The sequence below is a fragment of the Kitasatospora sp. GP30 genome (assembly GCF_029892145.1).
GTDB lineage: Bacteria > Actinomycetota > Actinomycetes > Streptomycetales > Streptomycetaceae > Kitasatospora > Kitasatospora acidiphila.
The window spans coordinates 1-21926 of the sequence record NZ_JARZAH010000064.1 but is presented as its reverse complement, the minus strand read 5'-3'; the positions used below and the strand labels follow the sequence as shown (position 1 = coordinate 21926).

Annotated in this window: 16 protein-coding genes; 9 read left to right on the top strand and 7 right to left on the bottom strand. The window is 71.6% G+C overall.

What is annotated here, in order from left to right; translation table 11 throughout:
* Positions 1-138: 138 nt before the first annotated feature.
* Positions 139-1686, bottom strand: a complete 1548-nt coding sequence (locus P3T35_RS38945) for a sialidase family protein (protein ID WP_180356304.1) — start codon at positions 1684-1686, stop codon at positions 139-141.
* A gap of 596 nt (positions 1687-2282) precedes the next feature.
* Here P3T35_RS38945 and P3T35_RS38940 point away from each other — a divergent pair.
* Positions 2283-3341, top strand: coding sequence for a cytochrome P450 (locus tag P3T35_RS38940; RefSeq protein WP_101378802.1), 1059 nt, complete (start codon positions 2283-2285; stop codon positions 3339-3341).
* Positions 3331-4533: a cytochrome P450 gene (locus P3T35_RS38935; protein ID WP_101378801.1), complete on the top strand. Its 1203-nt coding sequence runs from the start codon at positions 3331-3333 to the stop codon at positions 4531-4533. Before P3T35_RS38940 ends, P3T35_RS38935 begins: the two co-directional genes overlap by 11 nt.
* Before the next feature lie 15 nt (positions 4534-4548).
* Here P3T35_RS38935 and P3T35_RS38930 read toward each other — a convergent pair whose 3' ends face one another.
* The 3 genes from P3T35_RS38930 to P3T35_RS38920 form a co-directional block, all read right to left on the bottom strand.
* Positions 4549-5649 (bottom strand): acyl-CoA dehydrogenase family protein, encoded by a 1101-nt coding sequence (locus tag P3T35_RS38930; RefSeq protein WP_101378800.1) that lies wholly within the window; start codon positions 5647-5649, stop codon positions 4549-4551.
* Complete coding sequence (locus P3T35_RS38925; RefSeq protein ID WP_101378799.1) at positions 5646-6839, bottom strand: acyl-CoA dehydrogenase family protein; 1194 nt, start codon at positions 6837-6839, stop codon at positions 5646-5648. The genes P3T35_RS38930 and P3T35_RS38925 overlap by 4 nt, the downstream gene beginning before the upstream one ends.
* 119 nt (positions 6840-6958) lie before the next feature.
* Entirely contained in the window at positions 6959-7615 is a 657-nt protein-coding gene (locus tag P3T35_RS38920; protein WP_101378798.1) for an HAD family phosphatase, read from the bottom strand.
* 235 nt (positions 7616-7850) lie between these two features.
* Between P3T35_RS38920 and P3T35_RS38915 the strand changes: the two genes are divergently transcribed.
* The 3 genes from P3T35_RS38915 (at position 7851) to P3T35_RS38905 (ending at position 12239) form a co-directional block, all read left to right on the top strand.
* Positions 7851-8384 carry a gamma carbonic anhydrase family protein gene (locus P3T35_RS38915; protein WP_101378797.1) on the top strand — a complete coding sequence of 178 codons (534 nt, stop codon included), beginning with the start codon at positions 7851-7853 and terminating at the stop codon, positions 8382-8384.
* Positions 8385-8503: 119 nt separating this feature from the next.
* The gene (locus tag P3T35_RS38910; protein ID WP_143676721.1) at positions 8504-10414 is read left to right on the top strand and encodes an NAD(P)/FAD-dependent oxidoreductase; all 1911 of its coding nucleotides are present in this window, start codon (positions 8504-8506) and stop codon (positions 10412-10414) included.
* 13 nt (positions 10415-10427) lie between these two features.
* Positions 10428-12239, top strand: a complete 1812-nt coding sequence (locus tag P3T35_RS38905) for an FAD-dependent oxidoreductase (RefSeq protein WP_101378795.1) — start codon at positions 10428-10430, stop codon at positions 12237-12239.
* 13 nt (positions 12240-12252) lie between these two features.
* Here the strand turns inward: P3T35_RS38905 and P3T35_RS38900 are convergent, their stop codons facing one another.
* A complete protein-coding gene (locus tag P3T35_RS38900) occupies positions 12253-13584 on the bottom strand; it encodes a serine hydroxymethyltransferase (RefSeq protein ID WP_101378794.1) in 1332 nt (443 codons plus the stop codon).
* Between the two features lie 47 nt (positions 13585-13631).
* Positions 13632-15023 carry a glutamate-cysteine ligase family protein gene (locus tag P3T35_RS38895; protein WP_143676720.1) on the bottom strand — a complete coding sequence of 464 codons (1392 nt, stop codon included), beginning with the start codon at positions 15021-15023 and terminating at the stop codon, positions 13632-13634.
* Between the two features lie 282 nt (positions 15024-15305).
* On the opposite strand from P3T35_RS38895, the gene P3T35_RS38890 reads away from it, so the two are divergent.
* Positions 15306-15596, top strand: a complete 291-nt coding sequence (locus tag P3T35_RS38890; protein WP_180356303.1) for a hypothetical protein — start codon at positions 15306-15308, stop codon at positions 15594-15596.
* Positions 15597-15675: 79 nt separating this feature from the next.
* Here the strand turns inward: P3T35_RS38890 and P3T35_RS38885 are convergent, their stop codons facing one another.
* Positions 15676-17634 carry a putative Ig domain-containing protein gene (locus tag P3T35_RS38885; RefSeq protein ID WP_280709639.1) on the bottom strand — a complete coding sequence of 653 codons (1959 nt, stop codon included), beginning with the start codon at positions 17632-17634 and terminating at the stop codon, positions 15676-15678.
* A gap of 358 nt (positions 17635-17992) precedes the next feature.
* Between P3T35_RS38885 and P3T35_RS38880 the strand changes: the two genes are divergently transcribed.
* The 3 genes from P3T35_RS38880 to P3T35_RS38870 all read left to right on the top strand — a co-directional run bounded on the left by P3T35_RS38880 (position 17993) and on the right by P3T35_RS38870 (position 21807).
* Positions 17993-18634 carry a LysE family translocator gene (locus tag P3T35_RS38880; protein ID WP_101378791.1) on the top strand — a complete coding sequence of 214 codons (642 nt, stop codon included), beginning with the start codon at positions 17993-17995 and terminating at the stop codon, positions 18632-18634.
* 513 nt (positions 18635-19147) lie between these two features.
* Positions 19148-20761: an iron ABC transporter permease gene (locus P3T35_RS38875; RefSeq protein ID WP_143676719.1), complete on the top strand. Its 1614-nt coding sequence runs from the start codon at positions 19148-19150 to the stop codon at positions 20759-20761.
* The gene (locus P3T35_RS38870) at positions 20761-21807 is read left to right on the top strand and encodes an ABC transporter ATP-binding protein (protein ID WP_101378789.1); all 1047 of its coding nucleotides are present in this window, start codon (positions 20761-20763) and stop codon (positions 21805-21807) included. The genes P3T35_RS38875 and P3T35_RS38870 overlap by 1 nt, the downstream gene beginning before the upstream one ends.
* The last annotated feature ends 119 nt before the right edge of the window (positions 21808-21926 follow it).

The following is a 21926-nucleotide window of genomic DNA, read 5'->3' as shown; positions in this document are numbered from 1 at the left end:
CGCCTGTTTTTACTTTTATGCCGTTAAAACCCCCCCCGGGTCCGCTGCCCCCCCCCCCCCCGGGCCCCCCCCCCCGGGGGGGGGCCCCCCCCCCCGGGCCGCCCCCCCCGCGGGGGGGCCCCCCGACTCTCCGCAAGGTCAGCGCAACACGCGGTGATGCCACGGCGCCGCCGGAACGGTCGCCGGCGCGGTCGCCACCGAAGGCGCGCGCAGCGTGCCGGGGTTGAACAACCCGGTGTACACATCGGTCGAGTTGTTGGGATCCGTGTTGGCCGTCACCAGGATCGGGCGCAGCCTACTGCCGTCCGTGATCAGGCCCTCGTAGTCGCCGAGGAAGTGGCCGCCCGCGTTCGGCGCCTGCAGCCAGTCGAAGACCGGCGAGATCTGCCGCTCCACCGCCGCGTTCTGCCGACCGCGCGGGAAGCTGAGCAGCCAGGCCGCACCGGGCAGCGTGGTGGTGTCGCCCGGCGTCAGGTAGCGCAGGTCGTAGTAGCTGATGGCGACGGTGCCGTGCTGGTCCACGGTGATCGAGGGCGTGAAGGCGGGGGCGTTCGGCGCCTGGTTGATCCGGACCGGGGTGCTCCAGTCGGCGCCGCCGTCCGTGGAGTGGACCAGCTCGATCGAGTCGTACTGCCCGCCGCTGAAGTCCGAACCCTCATAGGTGAGATAGAGCTCGCCGGTCTGCGGGTCGATGGCCACGCTGGGCAGGCCGGCGCCGGCCCGCAGCGCCTTGTTCGGGTCGGTCGGCGCGTTCGGGTCCACCTCGTTGACCGCCGTGTCGGCGACCACCGGCACCGGCTTGCTCCAGCTGCGGCCCTGGTCGGTGGAGCGGACGAAGGCGAAGTGGGTCTCCTTGGTGGTGTTGCCGGTGGCGTCGGTGGCGGTGATCCACTGGAAGAAGTCGTAGAGCGTGCCGGTGTGCGCGTCGGCCACGATCACATTGCCGATGGTCTGCGAGTAGGGCACGACCGAGGTGTCCACGAACGGCCGCGCCGGGGACCAGGTGCGGCCGTGGTCGCGGGTGATCGAGATGTAGGAGGGGCCGTCGTAGGTGGTGGCGGTCTGGTCGATCCGGTCCCAGACCTGGTAGGCGGTGCCGGCGTGCACCGGGTCGGCGGTCACCGAGTTCTTGTCGTCGACGACCGCCGGATCGGTGTCCTGGATCAGATTGCTGACGTGCTGCCAACTGCGGCCGCCGTCATAGGAGGTGGCGCCGGCGACCCCGTTGGTGGCGTCGGTGGCGTCGAAGACCAGGGCGCTGCTGTAGGCGGTGCCGTCGGGCCCGAAGCTGACCCAGCCGTCCGAGGCACGCTGGTAGGGCAGGCCGCCCGGGGCGCAGTGGGTAAACGGCAGCGCGGTCTGGGTGAAGTGCACGCCGTCCGTGGAGTAGCTCGAACTCAGGCCCCGGGCACCGCCGTTGGACCAGCGGTCCTGCTGGTAGATGCCGATCACATGCTTCGGGTCGCGCGGGTCGGCGGCCGCGTACGGCTCGGCCTCGGCCGCCGGGTAGTTGGTGCCGGACCCGTCGCCGCTGAGGTCGCAGGCGGCATACGGGTCGCCGGGGGAGATCAGGGTGAGTGGCCAGGGTGAGGTGGTCGCGCCGGCCGGTGTGCCGGTCACGGCGGCGGCGAGCGCGAGCGCCACGGTCGCGGTGGCGAGTGACGCTCTGCTGCGGAACTGCTGCATCGAAACCCCCAAGAACGTCGGCTGATGGTGCCGGTGGTCGAACTGGGCGGTGCGAACCGGCTGCTGGGAACCGGGTGGTGCGAACTGCGCGTGCGGGCGAATCGGTTGTGTCCGCGACGCGGGCAGCTGCCTTGGCGAGCCGGGCAGCTGATCGCGAGGAGTCTAGCCAGCCCGCCCTGATCTGGGCAGTCCTCGACACGCGAATGTGTCGGGCGAAAACGGATCGACGCACTTGTGCGGTTCACGGGTGGGGGAAAGTTTTTCATATTGCCTCGGTTGAATGGGATGAACCGGACACCTGACGGATCGGCAGCCGTCATTCCCGCTCGAACCGTTGACAGCAGTGGTGGCTGGAGGCTTCACTCTCCTCAGCGCACTGAATTGCCGAATTCAGTGGAAGTTCATCCGATGGAGGTGACACAGATGAAGATTCTGTTTGCGGTCCGTAACACCATTTGCGGCCAGAAGAGCCTGAAGAAGAGCGCCTGGTACTTCTGGTACTAAGCCGGTGGAAATCGTCCCCGCACCCGGGGCGGGGACGAGCCCCCCGGTCATCCTTCGACGATCCGTCAGCACCGCCGGCCCCGGAGACCCGTATGCCGCTCACCGCCCGATCGCGGAGCCGAACCACCGTGTTCGCGCCGCGTCTCGCTGCCCTGCTCCGGGACCGCCTGGGCCAGGATGTGTTCCGCCTGGAGCCCGACACCATCGGGATCGCCGGCCCCGAGGCCATGGACCGGCTGCTGGCCGCCCGGCGCGCCACCGAGACCGAGCGGCCCACCTTCAAGCCGCTGCACGGCCGCTCGATCGGCCGCCCGGAGGCCTCCGCGGTGATGCGGACCATCGGCGGTGACGTCCGCGAGGCATTGAAGAAACCGATTCCGGAGAATGTCGACCTGAGCGGTCCGTGGCCGATCACCGGTCATTTCTTTCTGCGCGACCTCATTCTCGGAAACGACCCCTACCGATTGCGGCTGCTGATGAGCCGCAATCTGGAATTGACGCCGAAACTCACCTGGTCGGTCATCGCCGCCGGTGCCGCGCTGCCCCGGCGGCCGCGGCCGGAAGAGCAACTGACCGGAGTGGCACGGCTGTTCGCCGATGCCACCGGATACCAGGACCGCCGCTATGCGATGGGAATGTACCGGCGCGCCGCCGCCCCCGTCTGCTTCACCGTCTCCACCCTGGTGGCCAACGCGCTCTGGCTCGGCGCGCCCTTCGACGAGGATGCCTCCAACCGGAACATCATCCATGAGTCGGCGCGCCTGCTGCCGCCCTCCTGGAACATCCTGCGCTACGCCTCGCCCGAGTACCCGGCCATCGATCCGCGGATCGGCTCCGCCGACGACGTGCTGATCCTGCCGCTGCTCTCGCACCGCGACCCGGCCCTGTGGGACGCGCCCGAGGAGTTCCGGCCCGAGCGCTGGGACTCGATCGACCCGGACACCGCTCCCGGCTACCTGCCGTTCGGCCACATCTCCGAACGCTGCTGGGGCCGCCACATGGTGATGCCGCTGGCCGAACTGCTGCTCGACCTGATCCGCCGCCAGGGGCTGACGGTCGACCCGGAGCAGCAGCGGGCCAAGGTGCCGCTGGTCGGCCTGCTCGGCGTGGAAGAAGTCAAGCTGATCAGGGAGGCTCGCGGTGCCCGTTGAACCGCAGTTCGTCGACGAGTCGTTCTTCGGCCGCCAGCACGAGGCCTACCGGGAGTTCCGCGAGCAGGGCGGCGCGCGGCCGATCCGCTTCGGCGGGCCGGTGCGGATCGAGGGCTGGCTGGTCACCGGCCACGCCGACTGCCGGGCGGCGCTCGCCGACCCGCGGCTGAGCAAGGACAGCGCGGCCCAGCGGTACGGCGAGCTGATCGGTCTCACCGAGGGCCCCGGCGAGTCGCTGATGCGCCACATGCTCAACTCCGACCCGCCGCACCACACCCGGCTGCGCAGGCTGGTGCAGAAGGCCTACACGATGCGGCGGGTGGCCGCTCTGCGCCCGCTGATCGAGGGCCATGTCGACCGGCTGCTCGACGAGTTGGCGGGCCAGGACGAGGCCGACCTGATCGCCGACTTCGCGCTGCCGCTGCCGGTCTCGGTGGTCTTCGACCTGTTCGGGGCTCCGCAGGACGAGCACGAGGCCCTCCAGATACGGGGCAACTCGATCCCCGAGAGCGGTGGCGGCGACGGCGAAGTGTCCGTCATGACCGCGGAGTCGATGCTCGAATACATCCAGGCGCTGATCCGGCACAAGCGCGAGCACCCGGCCGACGACCTGCTCAGCGGCCTGCTCGCGGCGCGCGACGGCGAGGACCGGCTCACCGAGGAGGAGATCACCTCGATGGCCTTCCTGCTGGTGGTGGCCGGTCACCAGACCACCGTCAACCTGATAGCCAACGGCGTGTACACCCTGCTCACCCACCCCGAGCAACTCGCCGCCCTGCGCGCCGACCCGAGCCTGATGGCCGGCGCGGTCGAGGAAGTCCTCCGCTACGAAAGCTCGTTCGCGATCGCCTCGATGCGCTACACCACCGAGCCGGTGGTGATCGCTGGAACCGAGATCCCGGCGGGGGAGTTCGTGCAGATCGGCCTGCTGGCCGCCAACCGCGACCCGGCGGTCTTCCCGGACCCCGACCGGTTCGACATCACCCGCGACAGCTCCCGGCACCTGGCCTTCGGGCACGGCATCCACCACTGCCTGGGCGTGCCGCTGGCCCGGCTGCAGGCCGAGGTGGCGTTCACCCGGATCCTCGACCGGTATCCGAAGCTGCGACTGGCGCTGCCGGCCGAGGAGTTGGAGTGGCAGTACAACCCCCGGCACCGGGGGCTGCTGGAACTGCCCGTGCTACTGCGGTAGTTGCCTGATTGCTCGTCAGGAGGGCGCGGCCGGGAGGTCGATCAGGTCGGCCAGTCGGGCCCGGTGCGCCCCCGGGGTGCCCAGCGCGATCTGGTCGGCCTTGGCGCGCTTCAGATACAGGTGGAGCGGGTGCTCCCAGGTCATGCCGATGCCGGCGTGCAGCTGCACCGCCTCCTCAGCCGCCCGCACCGCGACATCGCCGCAGTAGGCCTGCGCCACGGCGGCGGCGATCTCCGCGTCCGGGTCGCCGGCCGCGAGGGTGACGGCGGCGTAGCGGGCGGCGGCGTCGGCCGACTCCACGTCCGCGAAGAGATCGGCCAGCCGGTGCTTGAGGGCCTGGAAGCCGCCGACGGCCCGCCCGAACTGCCGACGCTCCTTCAGGTAGTCGAGGGTGGTCTGCAGGCACCACCGCGCGACACCGACCTGCTCGGCGGCGAGCAGCGCGGCCCCGGTGGCGAGCGCCCGCCGGACGGCGCCCTCGCCGTCCGCGAGCACCAGCTCGCCGGTGGCGCCGGCGAGCGTGACGTCGGCCAACTGCCGGGTCATGTCGAGGGACACCACCGGGGCGAGGACGGCGTCCGCCGCGGCCACGGCGTACACCGCGAGGTCGTCGCCGGCGGCGGCCGGGACCAGCAGCACATCGGCCTCCAAGGCCCCGGCCACGCTGGTCACCGTGCCGGTCAGCCGGCCGTCCGCGTCGACCCGCAGCGCGGGCAGCGCACCGTGCGGCGCCGCCGACAGCGGCACCAGGAGCGCGGCGGTCCGCTCGTTGGCGGCGAGGGCGGCCGGCAATTCGCTGTCGGAGTCCAGCAGGACGGTGGTCGCCACCACCGCGCTGGTGAGGAACGGCACCGGGGCCACCGCGCGGCCGAGCTCCTCCAGGACGGCGGCGGCCTCGACGGCCGTTGCGCCGTCGCCCCCGCGCTCCTCGGGCACCAGCAGGCCGGCCAGGCCGAGGTCGGCGGCCAGCACCTTCCACAGCTCGGCGACGATCGAGCGGTCGCCGTCGTAGAGCGCCGTCACCGCCACCGGGTCGCACCGGTCTGCCAGCAGGTCGCGCACGACGGAGCGCAGGTCGGCCTCGACGTCGGTGGTGAGTAGGTTGAGGTCGCTCACTTCCGGAGCTCCTTCCAGGGGATGTCCTTGTCGACCCGCGGCTCGGCGGGGAGGCCGAGCACCCGCTCGGCGATGATGTTCCGCAGGATCTCCGAGGTGCCGCCCTCGATGGAGTTGCCCTTGGCCCGCAGGTAGCGGTAGCCGGCGTCCCGGCCGGTGAAGTCGACCTTGTCGGGGCGGACCATCGTCCAGTCGGAGTAGCGCAGGCCCGCCTCGCCGAGCAGTTCGAGCTCCAGACCGGAGAGTTGCTGGGCGAGCCGGGCGAAGGTCAGCTTCGCCGCCGAGCCCTCCGGGCCCGGCTGGCCGAGCGCCAGCTTCTGCCGCAGCCGCCCGCCGGTGACGCGGGCCACCTCGGCGTCCACCCACAGCCGCAGCAGCCGGTCGTGCAACTCGGGGGTGCGTAGCTCGGGATGCTCGCGCCAGGTGCGGGAGACCACGCCCACCATGCCGCTCTCGCGCGCCACGGCGCCGCCGCCGATGGAGACCCGCTCGTTGTTGAGGGTGGCGTTGGCGACCTTCCAGCCCTCGCCCTCGGCCCCGAGCCGCTGGGTGTCGGGGATCCGTACGTCGGTGAGGAAGACCTCGTTGAACTCGGCCTCGCCGGTGATCTGCCGCAGCGGGCGGACGTCCACGCCCGGGTCGGTCATCGGGCACAGGAAGTAGGTGATGCCCTGGTGCTTGGGCACGTCCGGGTCGGTGCGGGCGACCAGGATGGCGAACGCGGCGTTGTGCGCTCCCGAGGTCCACACCTTCTGGCCGTTGACCACCCAGCTGTCGCCGTCCCGGACCGCGCGGGTGGCCACCGCCGCCAGGTCGGAGCCGGCGCCCGGCTCGCTGAAGAGCTGGCACCACACCTCCTCGCCGGTCCACAGCGGCCGAAGGAAGCGCTCCTTCTGCTCCTCGGTGCCGAACCGCAGGATGGTCGGCGCGGCCATGCCCAGCCCGATGCCGTTGGACTCCGGCTTGTTGTCGGGTGCCCCGGCCTCGGCGAAGAGCCGGTCCACCTCGGCCTGGAGAGTCCGCGGCAGCCCCGACCCGCCGTGGCCCTGCGGGAAGTACACCCAGGCCAGCCCGGCGTCGTAGCGGGCCCGCAGGAACGCCGACCGCTCGGTGGCGGCCGGGTCGTGGGCGGCGAGGAAGTCGGCTACCCGGCGCCGCAGTTCCGCGCGCTGCGTGGTCTCGTCAGCCATGGCCGTTCTCCTTCGCCTTCGTCGCCCGGTCGAGGTTCGCCGCCCGGCCGGCGCCGGCTCCTCGATGCCGTGGAAGACTTTCATGGGGGTAACTCCTCGGTGAGTGCGGAGACTTGAGGTCAGGGCCGACGGGACAGGCCGGGGATCAGGTCGGCGAGTGCGGCGCGGGTGGTGTCGGGGTCGGTGTGGAGCAGCGCCCGCATGCCGACCGCGCGGGCGCCGAGCACGTTCGGCTCGGCGTCGTCGATGAACAGCACCCGGTCGGCCGGGAGGCCGAGTCGGGCCAGGGCGTGCCGGTAGATCGGGGCGAGCGGCTTGCGCAGGCCCACTTCGCCGGAGATCACCACGGGATCGAAGAGCGCGTCGATCCGCTCGCGCGGGTAGGTGTTGCCCCAGCTGTTGGAGAGCAGGGCCACCCTGACCCCGTGCTCGCGCAGTTCGCCCGCCAGCGCGAACATCGCGGGGTCGGGGCGCATCCCGGCGAACAGCCGGTCCAGCACGCCGATCGGGTCGACCGGCCGACCGTCGACCGTGGTCAGCTCGGCGGCGAGCAGCGCGTTGAACTCCTCGACCGCCAACTCGCCGGTCTCCAACCGGTGGATGGGGGTGCCGCTCTCGGCGTCGCGGGACAGCCAGGCCTTGAGCGCGCGGGAGAACGAGGCCGGCTCGATGCCGTCGGCCTCCAGCCACGCCGCGATCGAGTGGCTGACCGGTCCGGTGAGGACGCCGCCGTAGTCGAAGACCACGGCGTCCACGGCGGTGACGGCTTCGGGCATGTTCTTCCCCTCACGCGTACGTACTAAGCGCTTGCTTAGCTCGTGGGTTTCCAACTTACTAAGCGCTTGCTTAGTGGCGTCAACGGGTAAGAGTCTGGCAGCTGCTGTGGCGCCGGTCACATCAGCGCGCGGAGCGTCTTCCGGAGGTTCGCCCGCAACGGCCGGCGCTGCTGCGGGAGGCCGTTGGCTAGGGTGGGCCTACCAATGAGTAGTGGCAGCGGAAGGGGCCGTCAGGATGGCGCAGGCACTGATCACCGGTGTGGGCGGGCGCGAGCCCGAGGTGGACCCGAGTGCGTTCGTGGCTCCGACCGCGGTGGTGGTCGGCTCGGTCCGACTGGGCCCGCGGGTGAGCGTCTGGTATCAGGCGGTGCTGCGCGGCGACGCCGAGGCGATAGCGATCGGCGCCGACTCCAACATCCAGGACAACTCCACGGTGCACGCCGACCCCGGCTTCCCGGTCGAGGTCGGTGCCCGGGTGACGGTGGGTCACAACGCCGTGCTGCACGGCTGCCTGGTCGAGGACGACTGCCTGGTGGGGATGGGTGCCCGGGTGCTCAACGGCGCTCGGATCGGCGCCGGTTCGCTGATCGCGGCGGGTGCCGTGGTGACGCAGGGCAGCGAGATCCCGCCGGGTTCGCTGGTGGCCGGGGTGCCCGCCAAGGTCCGGCGTCCGCTCACCGAGGCAGAGCAACTCGGCATCAAGGCCAATGCGGAGGGCTATCTGCTGCTCGCCGAGGCGCACGCCGGTATTGAGCTTGAGGTGCAGTAGTACGGTTATCCGGATTTCGATGACATGTTCCCGTCAAGTTCACTCGTTCGGGTGAGTTTGTTCCGGGCGCGATCCGGACCGGGCCTCGTCCGGCGGCGGGCGCCGCCATGCTGTCGAGGGTGATCTCACGACGTGGATTTGTCACCGCATCGACCGCCGCCCTCGCCACCGCCGCGGCACCGGCCGCCGCCGCCGACCCCCTCGCCCCCGCCGACCCCGGACCGGCCCCCGGCTCGCCGGCGGCCGGCGGTGCCGGGCGCCGCGCGGAGAGCGACCAGCGGCGCGCCGCAGCCGAGTTGATGGCCCATCGGATCCTGCTGGCGGACGACCAGCAGAACGATCTGACGATGCGCTACCTGAAACTGCTGACCGGTCAGGAGAAGGTGCGCGGCGGCTCGGCCCGTGATGTGGTGGTGGTCGGCGCGGGCGTGGCGGGCATGGTCTGCGCCCGGCTGCTGCTCGCGGCCGGGCACCGGGTGCGGGTGCTGGAGGCCAACCGCAGCCGGGTCGGCGGCCGGATCAAGACCTTCCGCGGCGACGTCTTCCAGGACGGCCGCAACCACGCCGAGGCCGGCGCCATGCGGATCCCCTCCAGCCATGTGCTGACCTTGACGCTCGGCGACACCCTCGGCGTCCCCCGCCGGCCGTTCCACCTGGTCGACGTGCCCCCGAGCCCCGACCGGACCTCCGGCGACAGCCAGGTCACCTACGGCTCCTGGAACGGCGAGATCTTCAGCACCGGCACCGAGCCGCCCTACACCGCGCCGTCCGGCCTGGGCACCCGCCTGATCAACGTCAACGGCCAGGTGGTCAGCAAGGCCGACTACGCGAAGAACCCCGGGCCCGTCAACAAGACCTTCGGCTGGGACAGCAACCAGACCACCACCGCGGCATTCAGCGACGCCCTGGCACACGCCCGCTCCTACACCCAGATCCGCAACCCGGACGGCTCCTGGACCGACAAGCCGATCGGCGACCGGCTCACCGGCATGGCCCAACTGCTGTACGACCTCGACAACTACTCGCTGCTGCAGTACCTGGTCGACATCGCCGGCTGGGACACCCCGCAGATCCAGGCGGTCGGCACCCTGGAGAACCTCACCAGCCGGCTCTCCTACGGCTTCCTGCACTCCGTCTTCGACGCCACCGACATCAACCCCAGCGTCACCTACTTCGAGTTCAGCGACGGCACCGACGCGCTGACCACCGCGCTGGCCAAGGGGCTTCCGATCGAGCAGGACCGCGCCGTGATCCGGGTGGAGAGCAGCGGCGGCAAGGTCACGGTGATCGCCGAACCCGAGAGCGGCCCCGAGGACGAGGCCTGCGACGGCGAGATCGGCGGATCCCAATTCCGCTACGAGGCCGACGCGGTGGTGTTCGCCATGCCGTACGCCGCGCTGCGGCACGTCCAGTTCGCGCCGCTGCTGCCCTACGGCAAGCGCCGGGCGATCAACGAACTCACCCATGACACCGCCCACAAGGTGCTGATCGAGTTCACCGAGCGCTGGTGGGAGTGGGACGAAGCCACCTGGCGCGACAAGCTCGGCAGCGACTACCGGACCGCGCCGCACGGCCCGGCCGTACCCGCGGTCGGCGGCGGCTGCATCTCCGACGAGGCCGACCGGTTCGTCTACTTCCCCTCCCACCCCAGCCCCGGCGGAGCCCCCGGCGGCGTGGTCCTGGCCGCCTACAACTGGTCCGCGGACGCCCTGCGGTACGACTCGTTGACCCCCCAGGACCGGCACCGCGAGGTGCTGGACCACTTGGTGAGCCTCTACGGCGAGCGGATCCGCCGCTACGCCACCGACCGGGCGGTCTCGCAGTCCTGGCTGCGCAACCGCTGGGCGCTGGGCGAAGCCGTCATCGAGACCCCGGGCCAGCTCCTCTCACTGGGGCCGCACGTGGCCGAACCGGTGGGCAACGCGCTCTACTTCGCCGGCGACCAGTGCCAACCCCGCTACCACGCCTGGATCTCCGGAGCCATCGCCTCCGGCTGCGAAGCGGCCCTTCAGGTTGCCGACCGGGCCTGATCGGACGGCAGTCATGGAACCCACGACCGCAACTGGCGGGACCCGCCGCCAGTTCCTGTCCCGCGCCGCCGTGCTGGGCGGCGCACTGGCCCTCGGCACCGCCGCCCCCGCGGCGGCCGCCGACACCGTCAAGACCCGCACCGCCAAGGCAGGCAAGCAGGTCGCCGTCCTCGGCGGCGGAGTCTCCGGACTGACCGCGGCACAGGAACTGGCCGAACGCGGCTACCAGGTGACCGTCTACGAGTACTACACGGCACTCGGCGGCAAGGCCCGCAGCATGGACGTGCCGGGCACCGCCGCCGGCGGCCGCAAACCGCTGCCCGGCGAGCACGGCTTCCGGTTCTTCCCCGGCTTCTACCAGAACCTGCCGGACACCCTGCGCCGCATCCCGGTCCCCGGCAACCCCGGTGGCGTGCACGACAACCTGCGCAACCCCACCCAGGAGCTGCTCGCCCACACCGCACCGCGCCCCGGCGTGCTGCTGCCGTTCCAGATCCTCACCACCCCGCTGGACCCCGGCGACCTCAGCCCGGACTCGCTGCGCCGGATCCTGAGCGGCCTGCTGGACGAGGTGCTGCACCTGCCCGCCGACGAGATCGCCTACTTCGCCGACCGGGTGCTGGTCCACCTGACCAGCTGCGACCTGCGCCGCGACCAGCAGTGGGAGCGGGTGCCGTGGTGGGACTACATCCGGGCCGACCGGATGTCCTACGACTACCAGCGGTTCCTGGGCGTGGGGTTGACCCGGGCGCTGGTGGCCACCAAGGCGGAGCAGGCCAGCACCCGGACGGTGGCCCGCACCATCGTCGAGGCCTGGCTGCTCAACGGGCTGCTCGGCCGGGGAGTCGACGGTCAGCCCGACCGGGTGCTCAACGCGCCCACCAGCGAAGCCTGGATCGACCCCTGGGTCGCGCACCTCACCGCGCTGGGCGTCACCTTCCGGCTCGCGACCGAGGTACGGGAGGTGCTCTACGGCGACGGCCGGATCACCGGGGTCCTGGTCGCCCCGGCCGGCGGCGGCGCGCCCGAAACGGTCACCGCCGACTACTACGTCTCCGCACTGCCGGTGGAGCACGCCCGGCCCACCTGGGGCCCGCAACTGCGCGCCGCCGATCCTGGGCTCGCCCGCTGCGACGCGATCCGCACGGACTGGATGACCGGGGTGCAGTTCTACCTGCGCAGCCCGGTCCCGCTGGTGCACGGCCACGGCATAGCGCTGGACTCCCCGTGGGCGCTGACCACGATCAACCAGGCGCAGTTCTGGAACCGGGACTTCGCCGCCGACTACGGTGACGGCACGGTCAACGACTGCCTCTCGGTCTGCGTCTCCGAGTGGAACGAACCGGGAACGCTGTTCGGGAAGACCGCCAAGGAGTGCACCCGTGACCAGGTGCGCCAGGAGGTCTGGGCCCAGCTGCAGCAGGCGTACAACGTCCCCGGCCAGGCACACCTGGAAGACGCCAACGTCAAGGCGTGGTTCATGGATCCGGCGGTGCAGGGCATCGGCGGACCCAACCCGAGCAACCGGGAGCAGCTGCTGATCCACCCCGCCGGCACCCTCTACAACCGGCCCTCGGCGGCCACCGCCGTGCCCAACTTCTTCCTGGCGGGCGACTACGTCCGCACCGATGTCGACCTGGCGACCATGGAGGGCGCCAACGAGTCCGCCCGGCGGGCCGTCAACGCCCTGCTGGACGCGGACGGTTCGGCCGCCGGGCGCTGCCCCGTCCACCTGCTCTACCGGGCACCCGAGTTGGAACCCCTCAAGCTGGTCGACGAGGCCCGCTACCGACTGGGTCTGCCCAACACCTTCGACCTGGGCTAAAGCTGACGACCCATCAGATGGGAGTGGCCTGCCTGACCGCGCCGATCAGGGCACTGGCGTGCTCGGTGAGGCGCGGCCAGCTGGGGCACTGCTCGGCCGGGGTGCCCTTGGTCAGGCAGGCCACCAACTCGGCGATGTCGGAGGCGAGTTCCGCCACCTCGCGGTCTCCGATGTGCAGGAAGGCCAGATGGTTGGTGCCGATCCGCAGCCCGCTGGTCTCCTGGGCCGAGCGGGGGTCGCCCGGAATGAGGTTCTTGTTGGCGAGAATGCCGACCCGCTCCAGCGCCGCGCTGACCATGTGGCCGGTCGCGGCGCCGCCGCTCAGGTCGACCAGCACCATGTGGGTGTCCGTGCCGCCGCCGACCAGCCGGACGCCGCGGTCCAGGAAGGCCTCGGCGAACAGCTTGGCGAACCGCAGCACCCTGTCCATCGCGGCGCCGAACTCGGGCCGCTGCGCGGCGCCCAGTGCGACGGCCTTGGCGGCGATCATGCCGAAGTCGGGGGTGCCCTGGAACCCCGGGAAGACGAACTTGTCGAGCTTCGCGGCCGACAGGCGCGAGCCCGGTGCCCGCAGGATCAGCCCGCCGTGCGGCCCACGCAGCTGCTTGTAGGTGGAGGTGGTGACGATGTCGCAGTGCGGGAACGGCGACGGGTGGCGGCCGGCCGCCACCAGGCCGCTGATGTGGCTGATGTCGCCCAGCACCAGGGCGTCGACCTCGTCGGCGATGGCGCGCAGCGCGGCGAAGTCGATGGTGCGCGGATAGGCCGAGCCGCCGCAGATCAGCACCTTGGGCCGCCGCGCCAGCACCTGCTCCCTGACCCGGTCCAGATCGAGCGTGCCGTCCGGCCCGAGCTGGTAGTAGTCGGCCGTCAGATGCTTGGAGGAGCTCGCCGGGCGGGACGCGTGCGACAGGTGTCCGCCGTGCGACAACTCCATGGACAGCACCGCGTCGCCGGGACGCAGGATGCCGAAGAGCAGCGCCAGATTGGCCATCGAGGCCGACAGCGGCTGCACGTTCGCATGGTCGGCGCCGTACAGCGCACAGGCCCGCTCCACCGCGAGCTGCTCGACCTCGTCGATCACCTCGGTGCCCGGATGGTAGCGGCGCCCCGGGTAGCCCTCGGCGGTCAGCGCGCTCAAACCCAGCGCCTGGGTGACCAGCACCTCGGGGGAGGTGGGGCTGGACGCGGCCACCAGGTTCAGATGGCTGCGCTGCCGGGCGAGTTCGCGCTCGGCGAGCTTCAGGATGGCCGGGTCCGAGGCGGCCAGCGCATCGAGGGCGGTGTGCGTGACCCGGTCCATCAGGTCGGCTGGCCCGGGCGTCCGGGCGGCGCTCTGGTTCATGGGTGGCTCCCTCGATGACGGGTGATGGTGGGTCAGGAGACTCGGGCTCAGGGCGTCCGGCCGAAGTCGTCGAGCAGCCGGCGCAGGCCGCCGGCCCGGAAGGCGGCGATCATCCGGTCGGCCGGGGTCTCGCGCCGCTCCAACCGTGCGAACAGCGGCGCGAGAAAGGCCTCTTCGCCTTCGCCTCGGGCTCGCAGTCCGCGCTCCGCGATGTCCAGCAGGGCGCGGATCGCCGCGATCGACCGCTCGTCCTCGGCCGCCAGCCCGTGGGTGCTGGCCCGCAGCCACAGTTTGCGCCACTCCAGCCAGCTCAGCTCCTTCAGCAGCGCCTCCGCCTCGTCCAGCCGCTCCACGATGCCCAGGGTCAGCGCGGCCGCCACGCCCTCCTCGCCCTGCGGTGCCACCCCGCAAGAGCGGTTCTCGACATAGCAGTTGACGGCATGCTCCTCGAACCAGTCGCCGAGCCGGCCGTGGTCCAGGGCGTGCCGGACTCCGTCGAGGTCGGCGCGGGAGTCGAAGGTGTAGTGCAACTTCGCGGCCGGCCAGCCGTATTGGTGGATCCGGTCGAGCATCTCCCGGTCGGCGGTGGCCAGCACCGGCGTGCCGTCGATCAGCCGGGCCGGCACCGGTTCGCGGGCCAGCAGGAAGTCCTTGAAGGACCGGCCGCCGAGCACCTCGCAGCCGCCGCTCTTCAGATTGGTGAGGAACCAGACCCGGGAGGCCCAATGGTGCTCCAGATAGGCGCCCATGTCGGAGAACGGCGCGGTGGGCATGCTGTTGGAGGTGTAGGCCGCCTCGGCGGGCGGCACCCGGGTGGAGCGCTCGTACCACACCCAGTTGCGCATCTCCTTCCACGCCTGCTCCCGGCCACGGGCCACCGGGGAGCAGGCGGTCAGCGCGGCGAAGACGCCGGCGAAACCGCTGAGCACATTGACGGCGCGCACCGCCTCGTCGGGCGTGACGTCCACCGCCGCCTGGTGCGAGGCGAGCGGCACCATCCAGTGGTGCAGATGCCAGCGGCGGGCCAGCAGCAGGTACCAGTCCTTCTGCGACTTGCGCGCCGGATCCGCCCAGGTGCGGGGCTGGATCCCGGCACACAGCACGGTGCACCCCATCGGCACCAGCAGCTCCTGAAGGGCGCGCAGCACCTCGTCCGCCGCGTCGACCGCCGCGCCGACCGTGCGCTGGGGCGCCAGCGAGAGCTCGACCGTGCAGACGCCGGTGTCGGTGTTCAGCCGCTCGTCGAAACCGCCCGTCTGCCGCCGCACCCCCGTGACCACACCGGTGATGCTCTCCTGGACCAGCGACCAGGACGGATCGCGACCGGCCATGGCGTGCCACAGCCGCTGCGCCCCGGCGCGATCCAGGCCCCGGCCGGTGCCGAGCTCGACCACCGGGAACTCCAGTTCAAGCCCGACCCGGCGCAGTTGTGCGGCCACCGGCACACCCTTTCCTCGCGGACGACCTCCGAGAGCGCCCCGTTCCGTCGCCCCTGTGGCATCAGACCACAGCGGGTCAGGGCGTGCTCACCGAGGACGCGCGATCAGGTGAGCCGGGCGGCGGTGGGGCCGGCGCGGAGCGCGGGGGATCGACCGGGGGAGCGGCCGGGCCTCGGCCGGGCCTCGGTGGGCCGAGGTCCGGCAGTCGGGCGCCGGAACCGACCGGCCGGGGGCAGGCGTCCACCGCCATGGGGGGTAGCCAATTGTCCAAGGGGGACCATCATGCGAGCTGGACGGCCCAGCTGGGAGCAACTGCGCGAGAACTTCGACAGCATGCTGGCCTCGGTGCTGGCCGGTGGCGGGGTGCGGAGCTGCAACGGTCTGGACGCGGACACCGATGACGCGCTCTGGGCCATCATGATGGCTTACCCGGACGTCACGCCCGAGTTGGTGGAGGCCGCGCACCGGGCCTTCGCGGGATACCAGGACGGCAGCAACGCGGCCCGGTGGGAGGCGGAGATGGACCGCTGGCTGGAGGAGCGCGAACAGCGGCGCCAGGCACGCCAGGAGTGACGCGGGACAGAAAAAAGTCCACCGCACCGGGGCGGGCTCAGGGCCCACCCCGGTGCGGTGGCGTTCAGGGGCTGTGGTCTCAGCCGACGTTCAGAGCGGCGTCGTCGATGACGAAGCTGGTCTGGTTGCTGGAGTCCTCGGTGCCGGTGAACTGCAGGGTGACGGTCTGGCCGGCGTACGCGGACAGGTCGACGCTCTGCTGGGTGTAGCCGGTGGCGGCGTTCACGTTCGACCAGGTCTTCAGCTGGGTGCCGTTGGCGGTCAGCTTCAGGGTGTCGTACGCGGTGGTGCCGGTCTCGGCGGTGTCGATGTGCAGGTAGAAGGTGAAGGCGCCCTTGCAGTTGGCCGGGATGGTGACCTGCTGCGACAGGGTGTCGGTGTGGGTGGTGCCGTAGCCGTCCAGCCAGGCGTAGTAGCTGCCGCCGTGGGCGGCCTCACCGGTGCTGTTGGTGATGACGCCGGAGGAGGCGGTCCACGGCGAGGTGCCGGACTCGAAGCCGCCGTTGCCGATCAGCTGGCCCGGGGTGGTGCAGCCGGTGCCGCCGCCGCTGGTGGCGACGGTGAAGGTGAAGGTGGCGGTGCCGGTGGCGCCGGTGCTGTCCTTGGCGGTGACCGTGACGGTGTTGCTGCCCGCGGCGGTCGGGGTGCCGGCGATCAGGCCCGAGGAGCTGATCGACAGGCCGGCCGGCAGGCCGGTGGCCGAGTAGGTCAGGGTCTGGCCCGAGGCCGAGTCAGAGGCGTTGACCTGGAGCGAGACGGCGGTGCCGACGGTGCCGTTCTGGGTGCCCGGGCTGGTCACGGTCACGGTGTTGCCACCGGTGCCGCCGCCGTGGGTCAGGATGGCGTGGGTGATGGCGCAGGAGTTGGTGTCGTTCGACCAGCTCGCCTGCTCGGCGTAGGAGCCGAAGGAACCGAACGAGACGTTGGCCGCGCCGCCGGTGGTGCCGGGCTTCAGCCAGGCGCACTCGTCGGAGTTCTCCTGGCCGTTGTAGGTGGCGTCACCGGTGTGGTTGGTCCAGCCGCCCGCCGGGTTCTGGTCGGACATCATCTCGTGCCACTCGTGGCCGAGGGTCATGGTCCAACCATCGAGGGTACCGGGCGAGTTGACGAAGCCGACGCCGCAGTTCTGGCCCGCGTCGATGTTGTACGGCTGGTTCGAGAAGGCGATGTCGCCGTACGGCGAGGAGGCGGCGCCACCGGTCAGGGTGGTGTCGCCGTTCCAATCGTGCCAGGCGCAGTAACCGGTGGTCGGGTTCTGGTAGTCGTCCGGGTTGGTGCCGTGGGGCGACAGGACGATGTAGTACGCGTCGCGGTTGGCCGCGGCGGTGGTGTTGCCGAAGTGGCCGGCGGCCTTGACGGCCTCCTGGGCCAGCTGGTTGCCGGTCGCCTGGGCCGGGGAAGCGGCCGCGTTGTCGTACCAGACGCCGGAGAGGACACCGCCGGCCTGGTACGGGATGAAGTTGGCGTTCGACGGGCAGCTGGTGGCGCCGGAGGCCACGTTCGGGCCGTCGCACCACTGGGTCAGGTCGGCCGACCAGGTCTCGTTGTTGGTGCCGATGCCCTTGAACATCTGCTGGGCGGCACCGGCCGCACCCGCCGAGTCGCCGGAGAACTTGGCGTTGCCGTTGGCGTCCGTGGTCTGGGAGCCCCACTGGTTGCCGTAGAAGATCATGTAGACCTTGGAGTGGCCGCTCTGCACGCCGATGCCGTCGACACCGCCGCCGTAGGAGAGGGTCTCCGCGCCGGTCGCGGCAGCCTGCAGCTGGTTCGCGAGGGTGTTCCGCCGCTTGGCCTCGTACGCCTGGATGCCCGGCATGGTGCTCTTGGACAGCGTCGTGCTGTACGGGTTGAACTCGTTGTTGATGCCGGCGCCGGTGACGGTCGCGGCGTGGTGGTGCGCCGTGCCCGAGACGGCCGGAGCGGCGGTCGTGGCCGCCTGCGCCGGGGCGGCCATGGTCATACCGGCAGCAGCGAGCGCCAGGGCGGCTATGCCGCCGAGCGCCGCGTGCTTGCGGCTAGACGTGGGGGCGTGACCCATGTGTGGGTGCCTCTCTCGTACTGACAACCCGCGCTTTTGGGGACACGGGTGAGTCCTTGTGGGGAAAGGTGGCCTGCGGCAATTCCTACGAACGCGTCGAGGTGTGCGAGGACGCACGGAATTGACCGCCCGTCACGCTCGCCGCTTGCTGGTGCGTAGCAAAGCAGAGTTGATTAACGGCGGTCAACGTCTTATGGACAGGAAATTCTCAGGAAGGTGTCTGCGCAGCTCAGAGGCTTTTGGCTGATCAACTTGACGCGCGTAGCCATTCACTGATTAGGCCTCGGAATACTGTTCCGTGTTCGGTGTAACGACCCTGGATACGGTTTTACGAGGAGGCCCGGATACGCTCGGATCCATGGCTATCAGTACCGCAGTATGGTCGTTTGTCCTTTTCGTCGCGGTCCTCACCATCACGCCCGGCGTCGACACCGCGCTGGTGCTGCGCACCGCCGTCACCGGTCGCCGTACCCGCGCCTGGGGCGTGGTCCTCGGCATCCAGACCGGCGTCCTGGTCTGGGGCGCCCTCACTTCGGCCGGCGTAACCGCCCTGTTGACGGCCTCTCACCTCGCCTACCAGGTCCTGCGCTGGGCCGGCGCGCTGTACCTGGTGTGGATGGGCCTGCGGATGATCCGCGACGCGCGCCGCGGCAGCGCCGAGCCGGCGGCGGACGAACCGCTGCTGCCGGCCGCCTCGGACTCGCTGCTCGCGGGCTGGCGGCAGGGCGCCCTCACCAACCTGCTCAACCCGAAGGTGGGCGCCTTCTACGTCGCCCTGCTGCCGCAGTTCATGCCCCGGGGGGTCAACCACTTCGCCATGGGCCTGCTGCTCGCCTCGATCCACGCGCTGCTCGGCCTGCTCTGGTCGACCGTGCTGATCGGCGGCGCCCGGGCGCTGCGCGGCTGGCTCGGCAGGCCGCAGGCGCGCCGGCTGCTGGACCGGATCACCGGCACCGTCGTGGTGGCGTTCGGGATCCGGCTGGCCTTCTTCAGCGACTGACCCGTCCTGACGGGGCGCCTGAGGTCTGAGGGGCGCCCGAGGCCTGACGTGCGTCGGAGGCGGAGCCGCGCCCCATGCGTCCCGTGCGGATGATCAAGCGACTCTTGAGCATGTCCAGACGAATGATTAGGCTACGTGTGATTTCGTTGGACTCTGGGGCGCCAGGGCTCAACGCCGCACACTGCTCGACATCTTCAGAACCGACGTGTGCTCACAGGCCCCAGCGGGCCCGCTGAGCCGGCCCGTCACAGCACGAGCCAGCCCGTCACGGCATGAGCCGGCACGGCCCTGAGCCGTTGAGGACCCCCCACTCTTCAACGACTCAGGGCCGTGCCTTCTTTTTGCCTTCTCTGTCACCGCCCGCGGTATTGATGCGGGTCCCACTGCAAGTAAGGTAAGGCTTTGCTTGTCGGGCTGCGGTTCGGGTGACACCCCACAAGGACACCTCAAGGCAGCCCGTTTCATGATGAACGGCTTCATGAAACGGCTTCATGATCGGCGATGGAGGTCCTGGTGTCCGCAGAGGTGCAGCAGCGAACGGGGGCGGTGCTGCCACCCGGCGGCCGTGCCGCGCTGCCGGCCCGGTTGCGGTTGCGGTGGCGTGGCGCCGGTCCGCTGCTGCCCCTGCTGGCGGTCGCGGTGGTGCTGGTGGTGGCCTCGCCGCTGGTGTTCCTGGCGCTCAAGGCCGGGGAGTCCGGCTGGGCCGAGGTCGGACGGCTGCTCGCCCGCCCGCTGGTCGCCACCCTGCTGCAGCACACCGTCTCCCTGGTCGCGGCCGTCACCGTGGGCACCGCGGTGCTCGGCTTCACGGCGGCCTGGCTGGTGGAGCGTGCCGAACTGCCGCTGCGCCGCACTTGGACAGTGCTGCTGACGATGCCGCTCGCCGTGCCGGAGTTCGTGCGCGGCTACTCCTGGGTCTCGCTCTTCTCCGAGGTGCGCGGCTACTGGGGCGCCGTACTGGTGATGACCTCCTCGCTCTACCCGCTGGTCTTCCTGCCGGTGGCCGCCGCCCTGCGCGGCGGCGACCCGGCCGCCGAGGAGGTCGCCCGCAGCCTCGGCCACGGCCGCCTGGCCACGCTGTGGCGGGTCACCCTGCCGCTCACCAGGCCGGCGCTGGCAGGCGGCGCGCTGCTGGTCTCGCTCTACCTGCTCGGTGAGTACGGCGCGTTCGCGATGATGCGCTACACCACCTTCGCCACCGCGATCTTCACCGAGTACCGGCTCGGGTTCGACGCGGCGTCCGCCGCGATGCTGACCCTGGTGCTGGTCGGGCTCGCGCTGCTGCTGGTCGGCCTGGAGGCCTGGACCGGGCGGCGCGGCCGGGTGGTGCGCGGCGGCGCGACCGGGCGCCGCGGGGCGCCGCTGCCGCTGGGCCACTGGCGCTGGCCGGCCCTCGGCTGGCTGGCCGCGATCGTCGGCACGGCGGTCGGGGTGCCGGTGTACGCACTCGGCTACTGGCTGGTCAAGGGCTCCTCGACCACGCTGCCGTCCGCCTCGATCGTGGACTCGACGCTGACCACGCTCGGCTATGCGCTGACCACCGGCGCCGCCGCGACCATCTGCGCGGTGCCCGTCGCGCTCTACTCCTGGCGGCGCGGCAGCCGGCTGTCCCGGCTGCTGGAGCGCGCCGCCTTCCTGACCCGGGCGCTGCCGGGCATCGCGGTCGCCCTCGCCGTGGTCTTCTTCGCCATCCGCTACGCTCAGCCGCTCTACCAGCAGCCCGCGATGATGGTCGTCGGCTACGTGGTGCTGTTCTTCCCGCTGGCGCTGACCGCCGTCCGTGCCGCGCTCGCCCAAGTGCCGCCCGGTGTCGAGGAGGTGGCGCGGTCCCTGGGCAGGAGTGGGGCCGCGGTGCTCTGCCGGGTCACGCTGCCGCTGATCCTGCCCGGCCTCGGGGCGGCCTTCGCCATGGTCGCGCTCACCGCCAGCACCGAGCTGACCGCCACACTGCTGCTGCGCCCCACCGGCACGCAGACCCTGGCCACCCAGTTCTGGGTCTACACCAGCGGCCTGGCCTACGGCGCCGCCGCACCGTACGCGGCCGTGATGACCGTGCTCTCCCTCCCCCCGGTCCTGCTGCTCACCCGCCGCACCCTCGCCACCTCGCGCGCCACGAAGGAGTCATGATGAGCGGTCTGACGATCACCGGTCTGCGCGCCGACCACGGCGGCTCCCAGGTGCTGGCCGGACTGGACCTGACGGTGGCGGACGGTGCGCTCGCCTGCGTGCTGGGCCCGTCGGGCTGCGGCAAGAGCACCCTGCTGCGCGTGATCGCCGGCTTCCACCGGCCCAGCACCGGCCGCGTGGCGCTGCGCGACCGGACCCTGACCGACGACCGCACCTGGGTACCCGCCGAGCGCCGCCGGATCGGCTACATGCCGCAGGACGGCGCGCTCTTCCCGCACCTGAGCGTGGCGGGCAACATCGGCTTCGGGCTGCCGCGCGCCGGCCGCCGCGAACGGGTCGAGGAACTGCTGGAGCTGGTCGGCCTGCCCGGCCTCGGCAAGCGCCACCCGCACCAGCTCTCCGGCGGCCAGCAGCAGCGCGTCGCGCTGGCCCGCGCCCTCGCCCCGGCCCCGGAACTGCTGCTGCTGGACGAGCCGTTCGCCGCCCTGGACGCGGTGCTGCGCGCCGACCTGCGCGCCGAGGTCGCGGCCACCCTGCGCGCGGCCGGTGCCACCGCGATCCTGGTGACCCACGACCAGGACGAGGCGCTGTCCTTCGCCGACGTCATCGCCGTGGTGCGCGGCGGCCGGATCGCCCAGGCCGGCGCCCCGGACGAGCTCTACCACCGGCCGGCCGACGCCGAGGTGGCCAGGACCCTGGGGGAGGCGAACATCGTCACCGCCGAACTCGACGGCGACAGCGCCGCCACGGCGCTCGGCCGGCTGCCGCTGACCGCCGCCGGGGCCGGGACGGGCCAGGTGCTGCTGCGACCCCGCCAGCTCTGCCTCGACGAGCAGGGCACGGTGCGGGCCCGGGTGCTGCGCAGCCACTTCCGGGGCCACGACCACCGGGTGGAGCTGGCCCCCGATCCGGACCACGGCCTGCCGGAGCGCCTGATCGCCTACACCGACACCGCCCCGCCGGAGGCCGGCAGCACGGTCCGCCTCGCCGCCACCGGGGCGACCCACCCCATGGGCGGCGTCCAGGACCGCGTTCCGGTGGGCTGAGGACACCTGAGCGGCGGGCGGGGCCGCGGGCCCGCCCCCCCCCGCGCGAATGCTGTGGTACCCCCCGGTTGCCGGGCCGGGCGCCCTGATGGGCCACTAGCCCGCCAACAGCGGGGGTG

What these genes read in the sequence shown, in the direction of transcription:
- P3T35_RS38940 (WP_101378802.1), top strand. Translation starts at nt 2,283, where the DNA reads ATGCCGCTCACCGCCCGATCGCGGAGCCGAACCACCGTGTTCGCGCCG.
- P3T35_RS38870 (WP_101378789.1), top strand. Translation starts at nt 20,761, where the DNA reads ATGAGCGGTCTGACGATCACCGGTCTGCGCGCCGACCACGGCGGCTCC.
- P3T35_RS38890 (WP_180356303.1), top strand. Translation starts at nt 15,306, where the DNA reads ATGCGAGCTGGACGGCCCAGCTGGGAGCAACTGCGCGAGAACTTCGAC.
- P3T35_RS38880 (WP_101378791.1), top strand. Translation starts at nt 17,993, where the DNA reads ATGGCTATCAGTACCGCAGTATGGTCGTTTGTCCTTTTCGTCGCGGTC.
- P3T35_RS38885 (WP_280709639.1), bottom strand. Translation starts at nt 17,634, where the DNA reads ATGGGTCACGCCCCCACGTCTAGCCGCAAGCACGCGGCGCTCGGCGGC.
- P3T35_RS38900 (WP_101378794.1), bottom strand. Translation starts at nt 13,584, where the DNA reads ATGAACCAGAGCGCCGCCCGGACGCCCGGGCCAGCCGACCTGATGGAC.
- P3T35_RS38915 (WP_101378797.1), top strand. Translation starts at nt 7,851, where the DNA reads ATGGCGCAGGCACTGATCACCGGTGTGGGCGGGCGCGAGCCCGAGGTG.
- P3T35_RS38945 (WP_180356304.1), bottom strand. Translation starts at nt 1,686, where the DNA reads ATGCAGCAGTTCCGCAGCAGAGCGTCACTCGCCACCGCGACCGTGGCG.
- P3T35_RS38905 (WP_101378795.1), top strand. Translation starts at nt 10,428, where the DNA reads ATGGAACCCACGACCGCAACTGGCGGGACCCGCCGCCAGTTCCTGTCC.
- P3T35_RS38925 (WP_101378799.1), bottom strand. Translation starts at nt 6,839, where the DNA reads ATGGCTGACGAGACCACGCAGCGCGCGGAACTGCGGCGCCGGGTAGCC.
- P3T35_RS38920 (WP_101378798.1), bottom strand. Translation starts at nt 7,615, where the DNA reads ATGCCCGAAGCCGTCACCGCCGTGGACGCCGTGGTCTTCGACTACGGC.